Here is a 20230-nt window from a genome sequence, read left to right as displayed (position 1 = left end):
GCACCGCCACCCGTGTGCTCAGGGCCGCCCGGGGCCCGCGGCCGCGATCGGCCGGACCGGGGCGGCGATGCCGATGAAGACCACCAGCTCGTGCCCGCCGGGGTTGGTCTGCAACGGCACCGTCTGCCAGTTGTTGGCGAGCCAGACATTGCCGGACGGGTCGATCTGGACACCGGTGTTCCGATCCAGCCCGTCGCTGGTGTACCCGGTGTCCGGCGGGGAGATGGGCCGGCCGGTCCGGTGGCCGGGCGGGCAGGCCGACAGCCGGACGCCGCACAGCCGGGCGAGCCGGTGGCCGCCGAAGTTCGCGACCCAGACGGTGTCGTCGCCGTCGACGGCGATGCCCCGGGGCAGGAAGAGCCCGTCGTTGGTGAAGGGCCCGTCGGGGGTCGACCCGTCGCGGCGGATCATGGTGACCGAGGCGCCCGGGTGCGGGGCGGTGACGCCGGTGACCGCGTCGGCGGTCTCGGCCGGAGTCGTCCCCTCGCAGGGGAGCGGCACGATGCCGCTGTTGGAGACCCAGGCGTTGCCCTCGCTGTCGGCCGCGATGCCGAGCGGCCGGCGCAGACCCCCGCCGGTGACCGAGCGTTCCGGCGTGCCGTCGGGCGCGAGCACCTGGACGGTGTCGCTGCCGTTGCCCGTCACCCAGGCCGGGCCCGCCGGGTCGGCCGCCGGGGTGGACCGGATGGCGCAGAGCGTGGGCGGCGGGGTGGTGTGTGTCGGGGGTCAGGCTTGGTGGACGTGGACGCCGGTGTTGGTGATGGCTTTGCGTTGGGTGTCGGTGAGGTTGGTGTCGGTGACGAGGTCGTGGATGTCGGTGAGGGGGCAGATGCGGGCGAAGGTGATTTTGCCGGCTTTGGTGCTGTCGGTGAGGACGACGGGTCGTGCGGTGGCGCGGAGGAAGGCGCGGTCGGTCTGGGCTTCCATTTCGTCGTGGGTGGTGCAGCCTTCTTCGGGGGTGAGGCCGTCGACGCCGATGAAGGCGATGTCGAGGTGGTAGTGGGAGAGCATGCGGTCGGCGGCGGGGCCGACGAGTTCGTAGCTGGCGGTGCGGGCGATGCCGCCGATGACGACGAGGTGGATGTCGGGGCGGACGATGAGGTCGGCGGCGATGTTGACGGCGTTGGTGACGATGGTGAGGTTGGTGCGTTCGGCGAGGACGCGGGCGAGTTCGCTGGTGGTGGTGCCGCCGCTGAGGCCGACGACGGCTCCGTCGGGGACGAGCTGGGCGGCGGCCTGGGCGATGCGGCGTTTTTCGTCGCGTTGTTTCTCGCTGCGGTGGCGCAGGGGGAGTTCGAGGTTGACGGGGCCGGTGACGGCGCCGCCGCGGGTGCGGTGGAGCAGGCCCTGGTCGTGGAGTTCCTGGAGATCGCGGCGGACGGTCGCGGTCGAGACGTCGAGGAGTTCGGCGAGCGCGTGGACGTCGGCGCTCCCGGCTTCGGTGACGTGCGAGAGGATCCGGGCGGTGCGATCAGCTTTGAGCATGGCCCGAGTCTAGCCCTGTTGGGGGCCGATTCGCCTGGGTACCAGCGATGTAGGCGGTCGGGCAGGCCGGCGGCCCACCGAAACGGGAGTTCAGAGATGACCATGACAGTCACCTATCGAGCAAGTTCACTCAGAATCCCGGGGCCGGTGCGAGCACACACGCCCGAGGCGACCCTCCGCCGGGAGGACCGCCTCGGGCATCGGCCGTGCGGGTGCCCGGCGTCAGGCGGGCACGCGACGCCACTGCTGGGCCGGACCGCCGTCGGCGGTCTGCTGCTCGATGGCCGCGAGGTCGGCCGTGGAGCCGCCGGTGACACCGAGCACCTTGCCGCTGCGCATGGAGGTGATCGTCACGTACCCGTCGCCGGCGTCGGTGAGCCGCCACTGCTGGTTGGTGCCGTGGGTGGGCGTCCACTGGATGAGCCCGGCGCCGTCGGCGGTGGAGCCGTCGGCGATGTCCCAGGCCAGGGTGGTGTGGGTGCAGGTGACCTCGTGGACGTCGCTCCCGACGGGCACGAGGCGGAAGCGCTGGTTGGCGGCGGTGTTCGGGGTGTACTGGATCAGGCCCGTGCCCGCGGCGGTGGAGGCGCCGGGTACGTCGACGGCCTTGCCGCTCTTCCGGTTGACCAACTGGAACACGGTGGCCTGGGCCGGCGGTGTCACCGTCACCGAGCCTGTGGACCCCACCGTGACGGCCTGGCTCCAGGTACCGAAGACGACGGTGCTGCGTGTCCCGGCCGTACCGTGCAGTGTCGCGCCGGTGACCTGCCCGGCCGCCCAGCTCAGGTCGACCGTCAGGCCGCCGCGCGCGCCGACGCCGGTGATGCTGCCGGACGCGGCCCAGGCCGCCGGCAGTGCGGGCAGTAGTTCGATCCGTCCGGGCCGGGACTGCACGAGCATCTCGATCATCGCGGACGGTGTACCGAAGTTGGCGTCGATCTGGAAGGTCGAGCGGTTGCCGAAGCTGTACATGTCGAGCATGTTGACGCCGGTGCCGTTGCCGAAGTTCACGGACGGTTTGATGACGTCGAGGACCAGCCGGTAGGCCTTGTCGGCGTTCTTCAACCGGGCCCAGCACAGGGCGCGCCACGCGCTGGCCCAGCCGAAGCTCGCCGTCCCGCGTGCGGTCAGCAGGGCGGTGGCGCCGGCGATGGTCGCGGGCGGGGAGTCCTGGAGGTTGATGCGGTCGCCAGGGAACAGCCCGGCGAGCGGGGACAGGTGGCGGTGGGCGGTCTCGCCGAGGTTGTCGTCGCTCATCCACTCCTCCAGCCAGCCGCTGGTGGCGCTGACCCCGGGCAGGTACAGCCTCTCCTGGAGGGCGGCGACGGTGGCGGCGTAGGCGGTGTCCCGGCCGAGCCGGGCGGCGGCCTCGCGGTAGTTCCGGAACAGCTGCCAGACGAGTTCCTGTGCGTAGGTGATGCCGATCGCGTCCTCCGGGCCGTGCTCGGGCGACCAGTCGTGGTCGTCGACGAGGACCTGGCGGGTGCCGCCGGTCACCGGATCGGGCACGGTCCTGGTGAGGAGGCGGGACTCCCAGAACTCGCAGGCGCCCTTGAGCAGCGGGTAGATCCGGTCCAGGTGGCCGGCGTCCTGCGTGTACTGGTAGTGCTCGTACAGCGAGTTGCACATCCAGGCGTTTCCGGCCGGGTGCCACCACCAGCCGTTGCCGCCCCAGACGTTGGTGGAGATGGCGAGGGTCCAGCCGGCCACCTTGCCGGAGGTGTTGCGGAACCGGTTGCGGGAGTCCTGGAAGAGGTCGCGGGTGGTCGCCTGCCAGCCCGGCAGTTGGGCGACGCAGTAGTCCGTGAACGCGTCGAAGCACTCTGACAGGCCCGCGCGGTCGGGCAGCCAGTAGTTCATCTGGACGTTGATGTCGGTGTGGTAGTCGCTCATCCAGTCCGGGTCGTTGCGGTCGATCCACAGGCCCTGGAGGTTGAGCGGGAGGCTGCCGCGCGAGCCACAGATCATCAGGTGGCGCCCGAAGTACAGGTAGGAGGCCTCCAGTTCCGGATCGGGGGCGGACCCGGAGGCGGCACGGGCGGTGAGCCGGGCGGCGGTGTCCATGGCCCGCTGCCCGGGGGTGGAGGTGCCCAGGTCCACCGTCATCGTCCGCTGGAGCCGCTGGTAGTCGGCAACGTGGGTGGCCGACAGGGAGCCCCCCGGGACGGCGGCCGCGGCCGCCGCCTTGGCGCGGGCGACCGCGAGCGGCGCGACGGCGGGGTCCTGGTAGGCGGTGGCGGCGTCCGCCTTGTAGTTGGTGCCGCCGGAGACGAGCAGCAGCACCTCGGTGCAGCCGGTGAAGCTCACCTTCGCACCGGTCGCGGAGACCGTGCCGCCGGTGCCCACCGCCTTCACCACGGTGGCGTACCTGAGCGAGTTCGGGAGGGTGGCGCCGAAGGAGACGCTCGCGCCCGCGCCGTCGGCCGTGACGGACTCGCCCCGGGTGCCGGTGAGCGTCATCGATCCGGTGTACGTGCCGCCGCCGCTCTGGGTGAGCCGGACGACGATGAGGTCGTCGGGGTGGCTGGAGTACACCTCGCGCCGGTAGTTCACGCCGCCGAGCCGGTAGGTCGCGGTCACCAGGCCGTTGGAGAGGTCGAGCGTGCGGCGGTAGCCGCTGATGGCCTTGGCGGTGTGGGCGGGGAGGTTCAGGTACGCCTTCGCGAGGAGTCCGAAGGTGCCGAAGTGCGCGGTCTCGTAGGAGAACTGGCCGTCCGCGCCGAGCGCGGCGTTCGCGTCGCCGGTCCACAGGGTGGCGTCCGAGAGGTACAGCGCGTCATGGGACGGGTCGCCGGTGACGAGCGCGCCGAGCCGTCCGTTGCCTATCGGCAGGCCCTGCTCCACGATCGCGGACTCGCTGCCCGGCGCGGCGTACCAGAGCGTCACGGCCCGGTCGTCCGGAACCGGTGCCGGCGAGGTGGGGCGGGTCACGGCGGCGGCGCCGGCGGTGAACTCCGGCAGCGAGCCGAGGGCCACCAGTGCGCCGACGGACACGGCCGTCCGGAGGACGCCGCGACGCGACGGCCCGTTCAGCGCGGCGGAACCGGGGTGGGGGGACGGGGCGTCGGACATGGGGGTGTCCTTCCTGAGGGTTCGGGTTCGGGGCCGCGACCTGCGGATGCATCGGACGGAGGTCGGCTCGGCGCGGCGGCAGGGATCCCCCAGGTCCGAAGGCGGCGGGGGATCCCTGCCGGGGGTGCCGTTCCTGCTGGGTCTCAGCCGGCGCTGGTCAGCCTCCAGCACTGGCTCGGGCCGCCGGTGGCCGGTGACTGGACCACCTGGGCGCCCTGGGCGGTCGAGCCGCCGGCGACGTCCATCCGGAGGCCGTCCAGCCGGGACTCCACCGTGTAGCAGTCCGCGGTGGACGGCACCACCAGCCACTGCTGGTTCGTGCCGTGGTTCGCGGCCCACAGGTCGAGCTGGGTCCCCGGCACGACGCCGTGGTCGGGAACGTCCAGGCTCCGGCCGCTGGGCACACCGGTGATGCCGTAGTACCCGTCGCCGGTCGACGTGAGGCGCCACAGCTGGTTCGCGCCGCCGGTGGCCGGCCACTGGATGATCGGTGTCCCGTCGGCCGTGCCCTGGCCGGAGGCGTCCAGGAGCCGGCCGCTGTGCGCGTTGGTCAGCCGGTAGGTGCCGTCGAGGAGCGCCGCCGTGCCGGGGGTGATGCTCAGATCGGCGAACTGCGCACCGTAGTAGCCCGTGGTGCCGAGACCGATCTGGCCGGCACCGATGCTCCGGTCGGTGACGGTGGCCAGGGTCGCGCCGTCGAGCTTCGCGGTGATGGTGGCGCCCTGGAAGGTCAGGGCGAGGTGGTGCCAGGAGCCGGTGCCCGTCGGTGCGGCGACGCCGCTCGCCAGTGTGGTGGAGGCCCAGGCCGTGTCGGTGCGCAGCAGCGACCAGGCACCGGTGTCCGAGACCCGCAGGTGGTAGGCGTCGAGGCCGTTGTTGTTGCGGCCCTGGGTGCCGACCCGGCCCAGCAGGTCGACCGAACCCTGCTGTTCCAACAGCGCGTCGATGCCGACGGTGTAGTCGGTCCAGCTCAGGTCACCCATCAGGGCGTACGGCTGCGGCGCGATCTCGTCGGTCCAGCGGATCGGCGTCAGGGGGGCCTGCTGCCGCAGGCAGCGGCCGGTGCGGCCGCCGGCGCAGGGGGCGGTCTCGAAGGCGCCGTTCATCGTGGCGAGGTAGCGCGCCTCCTGGCCGGTGGCGGTACCGGAGAGCGGGTCCGCGTAGGGAAGGGCGAGCGGCGCGCGCGGCGGGGAGGCGGCGGCGCCCGCACCCTGCCCGGTCGTGGTGGTGACCGTGTAGATGCGGCCGGGCTTCAGGGTGAGCTGGTAGGCCCCCGACGTGCTGGTGAGGTCCGCGCCGCGCGCCAGGTGGGAGGTGGCGCCGATGGTCGAGAAGTCGGTCGACCAGACGTGCAGGGCACCGGCCGGCAGTCCGCCCTTGACGTTCAGCGTCACGGTCTGCTCGGCGGTCGCGTCCATCGTCTCCAGGACGGTTGACCAGGCGGCCCTGCCCGGCGCGGCGTAGCTGACGTAGCTGCCGTTGTCCCGGTTGCCGCCGAGGTAGCCGGAGGCGGTGTCGAGGTACTGCCAGCCGGGGGCGGTGAACTGGGTGGTCTGCGCGGCCGCCCAGGTGCTCCGGTCGACGCTGTAGGCGCCGGACCAGGGCTGGTTGGCCGTCACCAGGCCCATGGTGTTGAAGGACTGGTTCGGGTAGAGCGCGGCCACCAGCGGCCAGTTGATGAAGGCGGTGGTCTTCGCGTCCAGGTAGCCGCGGTTGATGGCTCGGGCCATCGGGGGCGCGCCGGTGTTGGCGTCCTGGGAGCCGTTCTCGCTCGCCCAGAGCTGCTTGCCGGTGGCCAGCGCGTCGGGGGTGGTCGAGCAGCTGGTCATCGCGGAGAGGTAGCCGCAGGTGTAGTGCGAGCCGACGACGTCCACAGCGTCCTGGAGGGCGCTGTCGGTCCGCATGGCGGTCGCGATGTCCCAGCCGAAGGAGTCGCCGCCGACGACCTTGGTGGCGTAGCCCTCGGCGGCGAGGGTGGCGTGCAGGTTCTTGTACCAGGCGGCGTCGAAGCCGCGCTCGTTCCAGCCGCCGATGTAGTCGATGGTGAGGTGGTGCCGGGCGGCGCAGCCGAGCCAGGTCATCAAGTAGTCGATCATGTCCTGCGACCAGAAGGAGCCGTTGCCGATCCAGCCGGGTGCGCCCCAGGAGAGGGCGGCCAGCTCGATGCCGGGGTTGCGGGCCTTGGCCTGCTCCATCAGCCACCACTCGTAGCCGTTGTCGCAGTCGACCGAGCCGCGGGTGTGCTCGATGGACGACTCGGCGCCGTCCGTGGAGTTGGTGTCGCCGCCGATCTCGACCTTGAGGATCTGCAGGGCCGCGCCGTAGCCGGGCTTGAAGAGGTGGTCGAGGATCCGTCCGCGCTGCGGCTCGGGGTAGTCGAGCAGCAGGCGGGTGTTTCCGCCGCCTCCGCTGATCGCTCCCACGCCGTCGAAGATCCGGCCCGGGGACGCACCGTCGACGGTGATCGCGGTGGTCCGGGCGGGCACCGCGGCGGTCGCGGGCACTTGGGCACCCGCCAGGGTGAGGCAGAGGACGAGGACGGCGAGCAGTGCCGCTCCCCGGCGCTGCCCGTTGCGGGGCACGGGTCTCATGGTCGTGTACTCCTTCGTGGCTGTGCGTCGGTGATCGGGACCGACCCGGATCAACGTGACGAACGAGGACGCGCGCCTGACAGCACGTCAACATGTGTGCGGAGGGTCGGCGCGCCGCGGCGGGGGCCCGGGCAAGGGGTGTCAGCCGCCTCGCCCGGGCCCCCGCCGTCGTCCGTCGGTGTCGCCCTACGGGCGGGTCGTCAGCCGATCGTCCAGCGTTGCAGGGTGGAGCCGGTGTCGGCCTGCTGGGTGACCCGGGCGCCGTCGGTGCCGGAGGCGGTGGTGAGCAGCAGCCCGCTCTTGCCGGAGGCGATCCGGTAGCCGCCGGAGACCGGGGTGACCAGCCAGCGCTGGTTGCCGCCGCCGGTGCAGGCCCACTGGATCACCTGGGCGCCGGCGGTGGTGGAGCCGCCGCTGACGTCCATGCAGAGGTGGGACTCGCCGTTGACGATCTGGTAGCTGCCGTCGGCCTGCCGGGTGAAGACCCAGTTCTGGTTGGCGCCGCCGCTGGGCGTCCAGGTGATCAGCTGGGTGCCCTGGGTGGTGGAGTGGTCGGGGTCGTCGAGGGCCTTTCCGGCGGTGGTCAGGGTGTGGGTCCCGTCCAGCGGGGGGTTGCCGGCGGTGCCGGTGGCGGTCAGGGTGAGGCTCTGCTCGCCGGCGGTGCGGCCGCCGCCGACGGCGCCCGCGCCGGTGTCGGTCCAGCTGCGGGCCGGGGTGGTCTCGGCGAGCCGGCCACCGGCCGAGGAGAGGCCGAGCACCAGGCCGCTGTAGCGGTTGACCAGCTTGAAGGCACCGGTGGCCGTTCCGGCGGCGGAGGCGCCGCGGACGACGAACCACTGCTGGCCGACGGTGGGCCCGTTCGCTCCGGCGGCGGTGGCGGTGGGCTGCGCGCCCCAGGCCCGGCCGGCGACGGCCGAGGAGTCGACGCCCAGCAGTCGGCCGGTGGCGGCGTTGGCTATCCGGTAGGAGCCGTCGCCGTTGGCGGCGAAGCTCCAGGACTCCAGGGCCGAACCGGTCGCGGTCGGTACCGAGGTGACGGCCGAGCCGGCGGGCGCCTGGCTGAGGACCCGGCCGTCGGCGTTGCCGATCCGGTACGTCTTGCCGAGGTCGACGGGGGGAGCGGCGGGTGCGGAGCTGCCGATGGTGACGTCGACGTACTCGCCCGACGCGCCGCCCGAGCAGCCGAACGCGCAGTACGAACGGAAGCTCTTGCCGACGATCGTGGAGCTGGTCCGGTTGGCGCCGTCGAGGAACCACCGGTACCAGGACGCGGTGTGGTAGCCGCCGCTGTCGCCGATCGGGAACCACTTCTGGGACGCGAGGTCGTCGGTGGCGTAGTACTGCTGGGGCGCCGATCCGCTCTGGTCGACCGCCTGCGGCTCGCCGATGTAGAGCCCCAGGTAGGCGTTGTAGGTGATGTCCATGACGAACAGCGGCGAGGTCGCGGGCATCTTGCCGGCCGCGACCTGCTGGGCCACCGTTCCGGCGTTCGCCGGGTCGTACTCGCCGGAGACGGGGGTGTACCCGGTGGGGTGGGTGGTGTCGACGGGGACCATGTTGCTCTCCCGGCCGCCGACGCCGGGCTGGGACCAGGCGCCGTCGTACCACTTCTGCCACGAGTCGGGCGCCATCTTGGCGGAGATCGGCGCGCGGGCCACGTGCTCGTGGAAGGCCTTCCAGCCGCCGCCCTTCTCGACGATCCGCGAGCCGTAGAAGACGTAGAAGTAGCCGGACGCGGTGTCGACGAACAGCCGCTGGTCGCCGTCGCCGTAGTCGTAGGTCTGGTTCGGGAAGGCCGCGGTGTCGCCCCGCTTCGTGCTGTAGGGCGAGGTGATGACGTGGTCCTCGATGCTCCAGGTCCGGCCCTGGTCGGTGGAGACCGCGTAGTCGATGGCGTCGTAGTGCAGGCCGTCGCCGAAGGGCTGCGGGGTGAACTCGTTGTGGACCAGCCCGTACCAGTGGCCGGTGTCCGGATCGACCCAGACGCCGGACAGGTCGCAGAAGTTCTTCTGGGCGTAGCCCGATCCGGCGGGCGCGTACGTCGCCTCCCGGCCGGTGGGGCTGTTGTTGCAGCGCCAGGTGGTGTCGTTGTTCCGGTCGTTCGCGTTGGCGGGGTTGACCGCGTTGCTGACCGCGCTCGACCGGGTGGCGGTGTCGAAGTCCGTGCCGGTGAAGAAGTCCCAGTACCGGGGGTCGGTCGCGCCGTAGAGCGCGGCGGACTGCTGGAACCAGAAGGTCCCGTCCTTGTCGATGTACGGCACGGCGGGGGTGTCCGTGGGGTGGGCGTACCGGGTGGGCGCGCCGACGCTCACGGTGTAGGTGGCGCCGGCCGGGGTGGCCGACGCGGGCGGGGCGATGCCCGCGCCGAGCACGAGGAGTGCGGGGGCGAGGATCGCGGCGAGGGTTCTGCGGGGTGGGGCGGACACGAGGTCTCCTTCGGTGCTGCACCGCTGAGGTAGGGGGATCGGTGCTTCTGCGGGCCCGGCGGTCGTCGATGGGGGCAGGACCGCCGAGGCCTGCGATGGCATGCAGTATCCGGCTCCGCTGCACGCAACTGTCAACACTTCTGCGCAACAAACTGCGCAGATGGGTTCCACTGAATGTTCAAAGGTGCTTGAATCTGGCCAGAAAGAAGCACGTATCAGCAACAAGCATGATGGAGGTGGCCGATGGCGACCCACGTCGAGGCCGAGATCACCAGCCAGCCCGACTGCTGGCGCCGTGCGGCGGAACTCGCCGCCACGGACTGCGCGGCGCTGCCGGAGGCCGGTGAGCGGGTCGCGGTGATCGGTTGCGGGACCTCGCTGTTCATGGGCCAGGCGTACGCCGCGCTCCGGGAGTCGAGCGGACAGGGCGTCACGGACGCCTTCGCCGCTTCCGAGTTCCCCGGCGTCCGCTCCTACGACCGCGTGATCGCCCTGACCCGCTCCGGCACCACGACCGAGGTCCTGACCCTGCTGGGGCAGGTCCGCGGCAAGGTCCGCACCTCCGCGATCACGGCCGACCCGGACACCCCGGTGATGTCCGCCGCCGACGACATCGCCGTCCTGGACTTCGCCGACGAGCGGTCCGTCGTGCAGACCAGGTTCGCCACCACGGCGCTGACCCTGCTCCGGGCCCACCTCGGCCTGCACACCGAGGCGGTGGAACGCGACGGCCGCGCCGCCCTGGCCGAGCCGCTGCCCGAAGGCCTGGTGGACTGCGCCCAGTTCACCTTCCTCGGCACCGGCTGGACGGTCGGCCTGGCGAACGAGGCCGGCCTCAAGCTGCGCGAGGCCGCACTCGCCTGGACCGAGGCGTACCCGGCCATGGAGTACCGGCACGGGCCGATCAGCATCGCCGCACCGACCACCGCCACCTGGATGCTGGGCGCCGCACCGGCCGGGCTGGCCGAACAGGTGCGGGGGACGGGCGCGCGCTGGATCGAGGGCCGGCTCGACCCGCTCGCGGAGCTGGTGCGCGTCCACCGGCTGGCCGCCGCGCTGGCCGCCGCCAAGGGCCTGGACCCGGACCGGCCGCGCAACCTGACCCGGTCCGTGGTCCTCGCCGGCGCATGAGCACCGGGCGTCAGGTCGTCGCCGTGGACGTCGGCGGCACCGGGATCAAGGCGGCACTGCTGGACCGGGAGGCGGCCGTCCGGCACCGGGAACGGCGCGCCACCGGGCGCGAACGGGGCTCCGAAGCCGTCGTGGCCACCATCGTCGACCTGGTCGCCGACCTGCTCCGGCAGGCCGGGCGCCACGGCGTCGAGATCGACGCCGTCGGCCTGGCGGTCCCCGGCATCGTCGACGAGACCACCGGGACCGGCGTCCACTCCGCCACCATCGGCTGGCGGGACGTCCCCTTCCGGGACCTGGTGGCCGAGCGCACCGGTCTGCCCGTGGTCGTCACGCACGACGTGCGGGCCGGCGGCGTCGCCGAGGCCCGGCTCGGCGCCGGGCGCGGCGAGGAACGCTTCCTGTTCGTCCCGGTCGGGACGAGCATCGCCGCGGCCGTCATGACCGGCGGCCGCGCCGAACCCGGCGCGCACCACCGGGCCGGGGAGATCGGCCACCTGGTGGTGCGCCCCGGCGGGGAGCCGTGCGCCTGCGGGGCGCGCGGCTGCGCCGAGACCTACGCCTCGGCCGCCGCCGTGGCCCGGCGCTACACCGAGGCCACCGGCCGGCCGGCCCTCGCGCCGGACGTGGCCCGACTGGCCGCCGAGGGCGACCCGGCCGCCCGCGCGGTCTGGGACGAAGCGGTCGACGCCCTGGCCGACGCCCTGCTGACGACCGTTCTGGTGCTGGACCCGCCGCTGGTCGTGATCGGCGGCGGGCTCGCCGAGTCCGGCGACCTGCTGCTCGCCCCGCTGGCCGCCGCCCTGGCCGGGCGCGCCCGGATCCAGGTCGCCCCGCGCCTGGCACCCGCCGCGCTCGGGGACGGCGCCGGCTGCCTGGGCGCCGGGCTGCGCGCGCTGGACGCGGTGACCGGCCCGCGGGGGAGGCCGGCATCGTGATCGTCACCGTGACGCCCAACCCGGCCCTGGACATCACCTACGACCTGCCGACGCTGCGCCCGCACACCAGCCACCGGGTGCGCGCCGTCCACGAACAGGCGGGCGGCAAGGGCGTGAACGTGGCCAGGGTGCTGCACGCCCTCGGCTGCCGCACGACGGCGGTCCTGCCGCTCGGCGGGCCCACCGGCGAGGCGGTCCGGGCCGACCTCGACCGGTCCGGCCTCGCCCACCTGGCCGTTCCGCTCGGCGCCGGCGCGCCGACCCGGCGGACCGTCGCCGTGGTGGACGCCGCCGACGCCACCGTGCTGAACGAGCCCGGGCCGGAGCTCTCCGCCGAGCGGTGGACGGCACTGTGCGCCGGGGTCGGGAGCCTGCTCCCCAGGGCCCGGGCCCTGGTGCTCTCCGGCAGTCTGCCCCCCGGGCTGCCGGCCGGCGCGTACGGCGACCTGGTCCGTCTCGCGCACGACGCGGGCGTGCCGGTCGTCCTCGACGCCGACGGCCCCGCGCTCACCGGGGCGCTGGCGGCCGCCCCCACGGTCGTCAAGCCGAACGCGGCCGAGCTGCGGCACGCCACCGGTCTCGCCGACCCGCTCGACGCGGCCCGCGCACTGGCCGGCCGGGGCGCACGGGCGGTGGTCGCCTCGCTAGGCCCCGACGGGCTGCTCGTCGCCACGCCCGACGGCACCTGGTGGGCCCGCCTCCCCCCGGAGGTCGTGGTGCGCGGGAACCCCACCGGTGCGGGGGACGCGGTGGTCGCGGCACTGGCCGTGGCCCTCGCGGACCGCACCCCCTGGCCCCGGGTGCTGCCCCACGCGGTGGCCCTGTCGGCCGCCGCCGTGCAGGCCCCGTACGCCGGCGGCTTCGACCGGCAGGCCTACCTGACGTACCTGCCCCTGGTCGAGGTCCTCCCGGAGGCACCTTCCGCCCGTTCGGTCCCTTCGGGCTGAACGGGCCCCACCCAAGAGGAGACTCCATGCCCCTGGCAGCCACCGGCGACCTGGTCGCCCGGGCCGCGGCCCGGCGCGGCGCCGTCGCCGCCTTCAACGTCATCACCCTGGAGCACATCGAGGCCGTCGTCGCCGCCGCCGAGACCGCCGGCACGCCGGTGATCCTCCAGGTGAGCGAGAACGCGGTGCGGTTCCACGGCGGGCGCCTCGCCCCGCTGGCCGCGGCCGCCGTGCGCTCCGCCGAGCCGAGCACCGTCCCGGTGGCGCTCCACCTGGACCACGTGAAGACCGGCGACCTGCTCCGCCGGGCCGCCGACTGCGGATTCAGCTCGGTGATGTTCGACGCCGCGCACCTGCCCTACGCGGAGAACGTCGCCGCCACCCGCGAGGCGGCCGGCTGGGCGCACGCCGCCGGGCTCTGGCTGGAGGCCGAACTCGGCGAGGTGGGCGGCAAGGACGGCCGGGGCCCGCTGGACGCCCACGCGCCCGGTGCCCGGACCGAGCCCGGCGAGGCGGTGGGCTTCGTCGCGGAGACCGGCGTGGACGCCCTCGCCGTCGCCATCGGCAGCTCGCACGCCATGACCTCGCGCGACGCCCGGCTCGACCACGACCTGCTCGGCGCCCTGCACGGGGCCCTCGACGTCCCGCTCGTCCTGCACGGCTCCTCCGGAGTCCCCGACGACGAACTCCGCCGTGCCGTGCGGGGCGGCATCGCCAAGGTCAACATCGGCACCGCCCTGAGCATCGCCATGACGGCCGCCGTCCGCGCCCATCTGGCGGGCGACGAGCGGACCGTCGACCCCCGCTCGTACCTGGCCGCGGGTCGCGGTGCCATCACCGAGACCGCCACCCGGCTCCTGCCGACCATCGCGGAGGCCAGCATCATGTGAGCCGGCGGGCCACCGCACGAGGCACACCGGCGCCCGCCACCCTCGCCCCACCCTCACGAGGACCACCCATGATCCAGATCTCCCCGACCGGGTTCACGCTCGACGGCCGCCCCCTGCGACTGCTGTCCGGAGCCGTGCACTACTTCCGCAGCCTGCCCGAGCAGTGGCCGCGCCACCTGCGCATGCTGCGGGCGATGGGGCTCAACACCGTCGAGACCTACGTCCCCTGGAACCTGCACGAACCGACCCCCGGCACCCACGACTTCTCCGGCATCGCCGACCTGGAGGCCTTCCTCCGCGCCGCCGCGGACGCCGGACTGCACGCGATCGTGCGCCCGAGTCCCTACATCTGCGCCGAATGGGAGAACGGCGGCCTGCCCTGGTGGCTGCTGGCGGACCGGAACGCGCGGCCGCGCACCAGCGACCCCCGGTTCCTGGCCCACGTGGACCGCTGGTACGACACGCTGATCCCGATCCTCGCCGGTCATCAGACCACCCGGGGCGGGAACGTCCTGATGGTCCAGATCGAGAACGAGTACGGCTCCTACGGCACCGACCGGGCCTACCTCGCCCACCTCGCCGACGGCCTGCGGGCCCGCGGGATCGACGTCCCACTGTTCACCTCCGACGGTCCGGAGGACTTCTTCCTCACCGGCGGCGCGCTCCCCGGCCACCTCGCGACCGTCAACTTCGGCAGCCGCGCGACCGAGGCGTTCGCCGAGCTGCGCCGGCACCGCCCCCAGGACCCGCCGATGTGCATGGAGTTCTGGAACGGCTGGTTCGACCACTGGGGCGAGCAGCACACCACCCGTCCCGCCGAGGACGCCGCCGCCGCCCTGCGCGAGATCCTCGCCGCCGGCGGGTCCGTCAACCTCTACATGGCGCACGGCGGCACCAACTTCGGCACCTGGGCCGGTGCCAACACCGCCGACCCGCGTACCGGCCGGGGCTACCAGCCGACCGTCACCTCCTACGACTACGACGCCCCGCTGGACGAACGGGGCGCCCCCACGGCCAAGTTCTGGGCGTTCCGCGACGTCCTGTCGGCGTACGCGGACGGCCCGGTGCCGGAGCCCGAGGAACTCCCGGCCACGCTGGCACCGCGCCGGGTGGAGCTCGACCGGTACCTGCCGCTGGCGGACGTCGTGGACCACCTGTCGACCGGGGAGGTCCGCTCGCCGGTGCCGCCCTCCTTCGAGGAACTCGGTCTCCCGCACGGCCTCGTCCGCTACCGGACCACCGTTCCCGGCCCGCGCGCGGAGTACCCGTTGACCGTCGAGGGGCTCGCGGACCGGGCCCACGTCCGCGTCGACGGTGCCCACCTCGCCACCCTGGAACGCGACACCGAGCACCCACCGCTGCTCGTCCCGGTGTCCGGGGCGGGCGCCCGGCTGGAGCTGCTGGTGGAGTCGATGGGCCGGGTCAACTACGGTGCCGGGATCGGGGACCGAAAGGGTGTCACCGCCGTCCTGCACACCCAGCAGCACCTGCACGGGTGGACCGCCGACCCGATGCCGCTGGCCGACGGCACGCCCGACCGCCTCCCCTGGGACACGGCCGGTGCCCCCGTCGACGGCGCCGCCCCGGCCTTCCACCGCGGCACCTTCGAGATCGAGGAGCCGGCCGACGGCTACCTGGCGCTGCCGGGCTGGGCCAAGGGCTACGTCTGGGTCAACGGCTTCCTGCTCGGCCGCTACTGGGACCGCGGGCCGCAGCGCACGCTGTACGTGCCCTGGCCGGTTCTGCGCAGCGGGCCGAACGACCTCACCGTCCTCGAACTCGACCGGTGCGCCGAAGCCGCCGTGCACTTCGTGTCCGGGCCCGACCTCGGCTGACACCGGCCGCGCCGGCGATCGCGACCCGCCCGCCACTCGGCGGGCGTGTCGAAACCGAGACCGCTTTCGTGCTCTGAGCCTCTAGGAAGATGCTCGAAATTGAGCAATACTCCTCGATACTGAGCACCTGAGAGCAACGCAATGCTCTGACGGGCACGTGACCACCGGCTCGGGGCCGGACACGGCCCCCGCCCGGGGAGGAAGCCGCCGACGCGGCGCCGCCTCCCGACCGGCTCCGGTCCCCGAGCCCGAGAGCCCCGAACCCCCTCCCGCCGACCCCCCCACGCACCCGGACCCCGCCCGCGCCGGCCGCCTCCACCCGATGCTGCGCCGCGACGGCCGAGGGCCTGTACACGTAAAGGACCAGTTCCATGGCGAAGACACGAATCCGCACCCGCATGCTGGCCGCCGCCGCCACCCTGCCGCTGCTCGCCGGCGTCGCGGCCTGCGGATCGAGCGGTGGCGGCGGATCGAGCGACGGAGCGAACTCCGAGGTCACGTTCTGGGGCTGGGCGCCGGGCTACGAGGAGGCGGTGGCCCAGTTCAACGCCGGCCACCCGGGAGTCCGGGTCAAGTTCGAGAAGATCGTGCCGGGCAGCAAGGGCGGGTACGCCAAGGTCTTCGCGGCCGTCAAGGCCGGCAACGCGCCCTGCCTGGCCCAGGTCGGCTACGAGTCGCTGCCCAGCTTCGTGGTGGAGGGCGCGGTCCAGGACGTCGGCAAGGAGGCCGACCAGTACCAGCCGCAGTACGGGGAGGCCGCCTGGAACGCGGTCAAGGTCGGCGGTCAGGTCTACGGCATCCCGGTCGACATGGGCCCGATGGCGCTCTACTACCGCACCGACCTGTACGCCCAGTACGGCCTCAAGCCGCAGGCCACCTGGGAGGAGTTCGCCGCCGACGCCGCCAAGCTGCACGCCGCGAACCCGAACGGCTACCTCAGCGTCTTCAACCCCGACGACCCCTGGTGGTTCGCCGGCATGTCCGCCCAGGCCGGCGGCAGCTGGTTCGGCACCGACAGCAAGGGCTGGAAGGTCTCGCTGGCGAGCGACCCGGGCAGTGCCAAGGTCGCCAAGTACTGGCAGGGCCTGATCGACAAGGGTCTGGTCAAGTCCGAGCAGGGCTTCAGCCCCGACCTTTACAAGGACCTGCAGGACGGCACCCTCGCCGCCTACCCCGGCCCGGTCTGGTTCTCCTCCATCCTCGAACAGAACGCGGCACAGGCGGCCGGCAAGTGGGCGGTCGCCCCGATGCCGCAGTGGCAGGACGCCACCAAGTCGGTCGGCAACGACGGCGGCTCGTCCACCGCGGTCGTCAAGGGCTGCAAGAACACCGCGGCGGCGCTGCAGTTCGCCAACTGGATGAGCACGGACGCCGCCGCCGTCGCCACCCTCGTGGAGAAGGCCGGCATCTACCCCGCCTCCACCAGCGGCGCCTCGGCGCCGGCCCTGGCCAAGCCGAGCGCGTACTTCGGGAACCAGCCGATCTTCGACGTCTTCAAGCAGTCGGCGCAGCAGGCCGCCAAGTGGAGCTGGGGCCCTACCATGACCCAGACCTCCAGCGACCTCACCGACGCCTTCGGCGCGGCCGTCGCCTCCCACGGCGACCTGACCGCCGCCCTGGGCACCGTCCAGAACAAGACCGTCGACGCCATGAAGGCCAAGGGGCTGACGGTCACCGCCGGCTGACCCGGACCGCCGGCGGGCCCTGCGGCCCGCCGGCCCCGGACCGACCGACGCCAGCACGAAAGAGGTACCCAGATGAGCGCAGCAACCCCGGTGGTGACGGGCCGTACCGGCCCGAAGGCCGCCGAAGCCCGGCGGGGGCCGGCCCGCAACCGCGCCGCCCTCGGCTTCCTGCTCCCCTTCGGCCTGCTCTTCACGGCCCTGTTCCTGCTCCCCATCGGGTACGCGGTCTGGCAGAGCCTGTTCCGGATCGAGCGGTCCGGCCTCGGCTTCGGCCCGGCCAGGACGGTCTTCGCGGGGATCGACAACTACACCGCGGCCCTGGGCGACGGGTCGTTCGTCCAGGGGATCGGACGGGTCCTGCTGTTCGGTGCGGTCCAGGTCCCGGTGATGCTCGGCCTGGCCCTCGGCCTGGCCCTGCTGATCGACGCCAAGGGCGCCCGGTTCCGGAAGTTCTTCCGGCTCGCCTACTTCCTCCCGTACGCGATCCCCGGCGTGGTGGCCACCGTGCTGTGGGCGTTCCTCTACCTCCCCGGCACCAGCCCGCTCGTCTCCGGCCTCGCCAGCATCGGCATCGACGTCGACTTCCTCTCACCGGACACCGTCCTGTGGTCGATGGCCAACATCGTCACCTGGACCTGGACCGGCTACAACATGCTCGTCATCCTGTCCGCGCTGCAGGCCATCCCCAGCGAGCTCTACGAGGCCGCCGACCTCGACGGCGCCGGTGCCTGGCGGATCGCCTGGCACATCAAGATCCCCCTGGTGGCCCCCGCCCTGGTGCTGACCGGGATCTTCTCCATCATCGGCACCCTCCAGCTCTTCACCGAGCCGATGGTCCTGCACTCGCTGGCCTCGACCGTCTCCGCCGACTACACCCCCAACATGGCGGCGTACAACGCGGCCTTCGGCAACAACGACTACGGCAAGGCGGCGGCGATCGCCGTCCTGCTGGCGCTCGCCACCTGCGCCCTGTCCTTCACCTTCCTGCGCCTCTCGGTGCGCATCACCGGAGACCGGGTGACCGCATGAGCACCGCCGACCTGAAGCGCCGGCCCGCGACCGCCGAAGCCGCTCCGGCCCGCACCCGTCGGCCCGCCCGGCCGAGCCGGCCTGCGGGGCGCCGGCCCAACGTCCTGGGCACGGCCGTCCTGTTCGTGCTGTCCGCCTACTTCCTGCTGCCCGCCTGGTGGTTGCTGGTGGCCTCCACCAAGAGCAGCAGCGACCTCTTCGGCAGCGACGGCTTCTGGTTCTCCGCCTTCCACCTCGGCGACAACCTCCAGGAACTGGCCACCGCCAACGGCGGCCTGTACTTCCGCTGGCTGCTGAACACCGTGCTCTACGCGGGGGTCGGCGCCGCGGTCGCGACGCTGCTCTCGGCGATGGCCGGCTACGCACTCACCAAGTACCGGTTCCGGGGCCGCGAGGCGGTGTTCAACACGATCCTCGCCGCGGTGCTGGTGCCCGCGCCGCTGCTGGCGCTGCCGGTCTACCTGCTGCTCTCCGAGGCCCACCTGGTCAACACCGTCTGGGCGGTCCTGCTGCCCAGCATGATCAGCCCGTTCGGCGTCTACCTCAGCCGGATCTACGCCGCCGCGTCCGTCCCGGACGAGATCCTGGAGGCCGCCCGGATGGACGGCGCGGGGGAGTTCCGGATCTTCTTCACCGTCGTCCTGCGGATCTTCTCGCCGGCGCTGGTCACCGTGTTCCTGTTCCAGTTCACCACCATCTGGAACAACTTCTTCCTGCCGCTGGTCACGCTGTCCGACCAGAAGCTGTGGCCGGTCAACCTGGGCCTGTACTACTGGAACGGCCTCAAGGACCACACCCCGTACAACCTGGTCGTCACCGGGTCCCTGGTCTCGGTCGTCCCGCTGGTCGTCGCGTTCCTGCTGCTCCAGCGGTTCTGGCGGACCGATCTGACGGCGGGTGGCGTCAAGGCCTGAGTCCGGAACCCGCGCGGTCGCGCCCCGTCGCCCTCCGTGGGCGGCGGGGTGGTGTGTGTCGGGGGTCAGGCTTGGTGGACGTGGACGCCGGTGTTGGTGATGGCTTTGCGTTGGGTGTCGGTGAGGTTGGTGTCGGTGACGAGGTCGTGGATGTCGGTGAGGGGGCAGATGCGGGCGAAGGTGATTTTGCCGGCTTTGGTGCTGTCGGTGAGGACGACGGGTCGTGCGGTGGCGCGGAGGAAGGCGCGGTCGGTCTGGGCTTCCATTTCGTCGTGGGTGGTGCAGCCTTCTTCGGGGGTGAGGCCGTCGACGCCGATGAAGGCGATGTCGAGGTGGTAGTGGGAGAGCATGCGGTCGGCGGCGGGGCCGACGAGTTCGTAGCTGGCGCTGCGGGCGATGCGGACGATGACGACGAGGTGGATGTCGGGGCGGACGATGAGGTCGGCGGCGATGTTGACGGCGTTGGTGACGATGGTGAGGTTGGTGCGTTCGGCGAGGACGCGGGCGAGTTCGCTGGTGGTGGTGCCGCCGCTGAGGCCGACGACGGCTCCGTCGGGGACGAGCTGGGCGGCGGCCTGGGCGATGCGGCGTTTTTCGTCGCGTTGTTTCTCGCTGCGGTGGCGCAGGGGGAGTTCGAGGTTGACGGGGCCGGTGACGGCGCCGCCGCGGGTGCGGTGGAGCAGGCCCTGGTCGTGGAGTTCCTGGAGATCGCGGCGGACGGTCGCGGTCGAGACGTCGAGGAGTTCGGCGAGCGCGTGGACGTCGGCGCTCCCGGCTTCGGTGACGTGCGAGAGGATCCGGGCGGTGCGATCAGCTTTGAGCATGGCCCGAGTCTAGCCCTGTTGGGGGCCGATTCGCCTGGGTACCAGCGATGTAGGCCGTCGGGCAGGCCGGCGGCCCACCGAAACGGGAGTTCGGATATGACCATGACAGCCACCTATCGAGCAACTTCACTCAAGCGCTTCGGGTCACGCCCGACCGCTCCGGCGGTGACCGGGTGAGAACCGCGCGAATCGAATCGGCGGCCCGGCCCGAGGGCATCGCACTGGCCGGCGCCCGGCTGGTCCTGTCGGGCGGTGTCGTCGAGGGCGACCGCCTCACGGTCGCGGGCACCCGGATCTCCGCCGTCACGTCCGGCGGCCGGGCCGAGCCGGGCGACCTCGACCTGACCGGGTACACCGTCGTGCCCGGTTTCGTCGACCTGCACGTCCACGGCGGCGGCGGCGCCTCCTACGCCTCCGGGGTCGCCGAGGAGGCCCTCAGGGCCGCCCGCACCCACCTCGAACA

14 protein-coding genes and 1 pseudogene are annotated in these 20230 nt (G+C 72.8%); 9 read left to right on the top strand and 6 right to left on the bottom strand.

What is annotated here, in order from left to right:
• Positions 1-18: 18 nt before the first annotated feature.
• The 5 genes from ACFVYI_RS04235 to ACFVYI_RS04215 all read right to left on the bottom strand — a co-directional run bounded on the left by ACFVYI_RS04235 (position 19) and on the right by ACFVYI_RS04215 (position 9574).
• Entirely contained in the window at positions 19-645 is a 627-nt protein-coding gene (locus ACFVYI_RS04235) for a hypothetical protein (protein WP_387881411.1), read from the bottom strand.
• Positions 646-726: 81 nt separating this feature from the next.
• Positions 727-1485, bottom strand: coding sequence for a DeoR/GlpR family DNA-binding transcription regulator (locus tag ACFVYI_RS04230; protein WP_387881410.1), 759 nt, complete (start codon positions 1483-1485; stop codon positions 727-729).
• A 222-nt stretch (positions 1486-1707) separates the two neighbouring features.
• Positions 1708-4557 carry a glycoside hydrolase N-terminal domain-containing protein gene (locus ACFVYI_RS04225; protein ID WP_387881409.1) on the bottom strand — a complete coding sequence of 950 codons (2850 nt, stop codon included), beginning with the start codon at positions 4555-4557 and terminating at the stop codon, positions 1708-1710.
• 143 nt (positions 4558-4700) lie between these two features.
• Positions 4701-7148: an RICIN domain-containing protein gene (locus ACFVYI_RS04220; RefSeq protein ID WP_387881408.1), complete on the bottom strand. Its 2448-nt coding sequence runs from the start codon at positions 7146-7148 to the stop codon at positions 4701-4703.
• A gap of 200 nt (positions 7149-7348) precedes the next feature.
• A complete protein-coding gene (locus tag ACFVYI_RS04215) occupies positions 7349-9574 on the bottom strand; it encodes an RICIN domain-containing protein (protein WP_387881407.1) in 2226 nt (741 codons plus the stop codon).
• A 243-nt stretch (positions 9575-9817) separates the two neighbouring features.
• Here ACFVYI_RS04215 and ACFVYI_RS04210 point away from each other — a divergent pair, with 243 nt between their 5' ends.
• The 8 genes from ACFVYI_RS04210 (at position 9818) to ACFVYI_RS04175 (ending at position 18943) form a co-directional block, all read left to right on the top strand.
• Complete coding sequence (locus tag ACFVYI_RS04210) at positions 9818-10705, top strand: SIS domain-containing protein (RefSeq protein ID WP_387881406.1); 888 nt, start codon at positions 9818-9820, stop codon at positions 10703-10705.
• Positions 10702-11643 carry an ROK family protein gene (locus ACFVYI_RS04205; RefSeq protein WP_387881404.1) on the top strand — a complete coding sequence of 314 codons (942 nt, stop codon included), beginning with the start codon at positions 10702-10704 and terminating at the stop codon, positions 11641-11643. The genes ACFVYI_RS04210 and ACFVYI_RS04205 overlap by 4 nt, the downstream gene beginning before the upstream one ends.
• On the top strand, positions 11640-12590 hold the full coding sequence (locus tag ACFVYI_RS04200; protein WP_387881402.1) for a 1-phosphofructokinase family hexose kinase: 951 nt from the start codon (positions 11640-11642) through the stop codon (positions 12588-12590). Before ACFVYI_RS04205 ends, ACFVYI_RS04200 begins: the two co-directional genes overlap by 4 nt.
• Positions 12591-12616: 26 nt before the next feature.
• The gene (locus ACFVYI_RS04195) at positions 12617-13480 is read left to right on the top strand and encodes a ketose-bisphosphate aldolase (RefSeq protein ID WP_387881400.1); all 864 of its coding nucleotides are present in this window, start codon (positions 12617-12619) and stop codon (positions 13478-13480) included.
• A 68-nt stretch (positions 13481-13548) separates the two neighbouring features.
• Positions 13549-15315, top strand: coding sequence for a beta-galactosidase family protein (locus ACFVYI_RS04190; RefSeq protein WP_387881399.1), 1767 nt, complete (start codon positions 13549-13551; stop codon positions 15313-15315).
• A gap of 371 nt (positions 15316-15686) precedes the next feature.
• Entirely contained in the window at positions 15687-17000 is a 1314-nt protein-coding gene (locus ACFVYI_RS04185; RefSeq protein ID WP_387881397.1) for an extracellular solute-binding protein, read from the top strand.
• A 72-nt stretch (positions 17001-17072) separates the two neighbouring features.
• Positions 17073-18029 carry a carbohydrate ABC transporter permease gene (locus ACFVYI_RS04180; protein WP_387881396.1) on the top strand — a complete coding sequence of 319 codons (957 nt, stop codon included), beginning with the start codon at positions 17073-17075 and terminating at the stop codon, positions 18027-18029.
• Entirely contained in the window at positions 18026-18943 is a 918-nt protein-coding gene (locus tag ACFVYI_RS04175; RefSeq protein ID WP_387881395.1) for a carbohydrate ABC transporter permease, read from the top strand. Before ACFVYI_RS04180 ends, ACFVYI_RS04175 begins: the two co-directional genes overlap by 4 nt.
• A gap of 65 nt (positions 18944-19008) precedes the next feature.
• Here ACFVYI_RS04175 and ACFVYI_RS04170 read toward each other — a convergent pair whose 3' ends face one another.
• Positions 19009-19767: a DeoR/GlpR family DNA-binding transcription regulator gene (locus ACFVYI_RS04170; RefSeq protein WP_387881394.1), complete on the bottom strand. Its 759-nt coding sequence runs from the start codon at positions 19765-19767 to the stop codon at positions 19009-19011.
• 173 nt (positions 19768-19940) lie between these two features.
• On the opposite strand from ACFVYI_RS04170, the pseudogene ACFVYI_RS04165 reads away from it, so the two are divergent.
• Positions 19941-20230, top strand: a pseudogene (locus ACFVYI_RS04165) (N-acetylglucosamine-6-phosphate deacetylase); the annotation flags it as partial.

Origin of the sequence: Kitasatospora sp. NPDC058218, assembly GCF_042882445.1 — a bacterium.
Taxonomy (GTDB): Bacteria; Actinomycetota; Actinomycetes; order Streptomycetales; family Streptomycetaceae; genus Kitasatospora.
The sequence above is the reverse complement of the archived record's forward strand: the minus strand, read 5'-3'. Positions and strand labels throughout refer to the sequence as shown.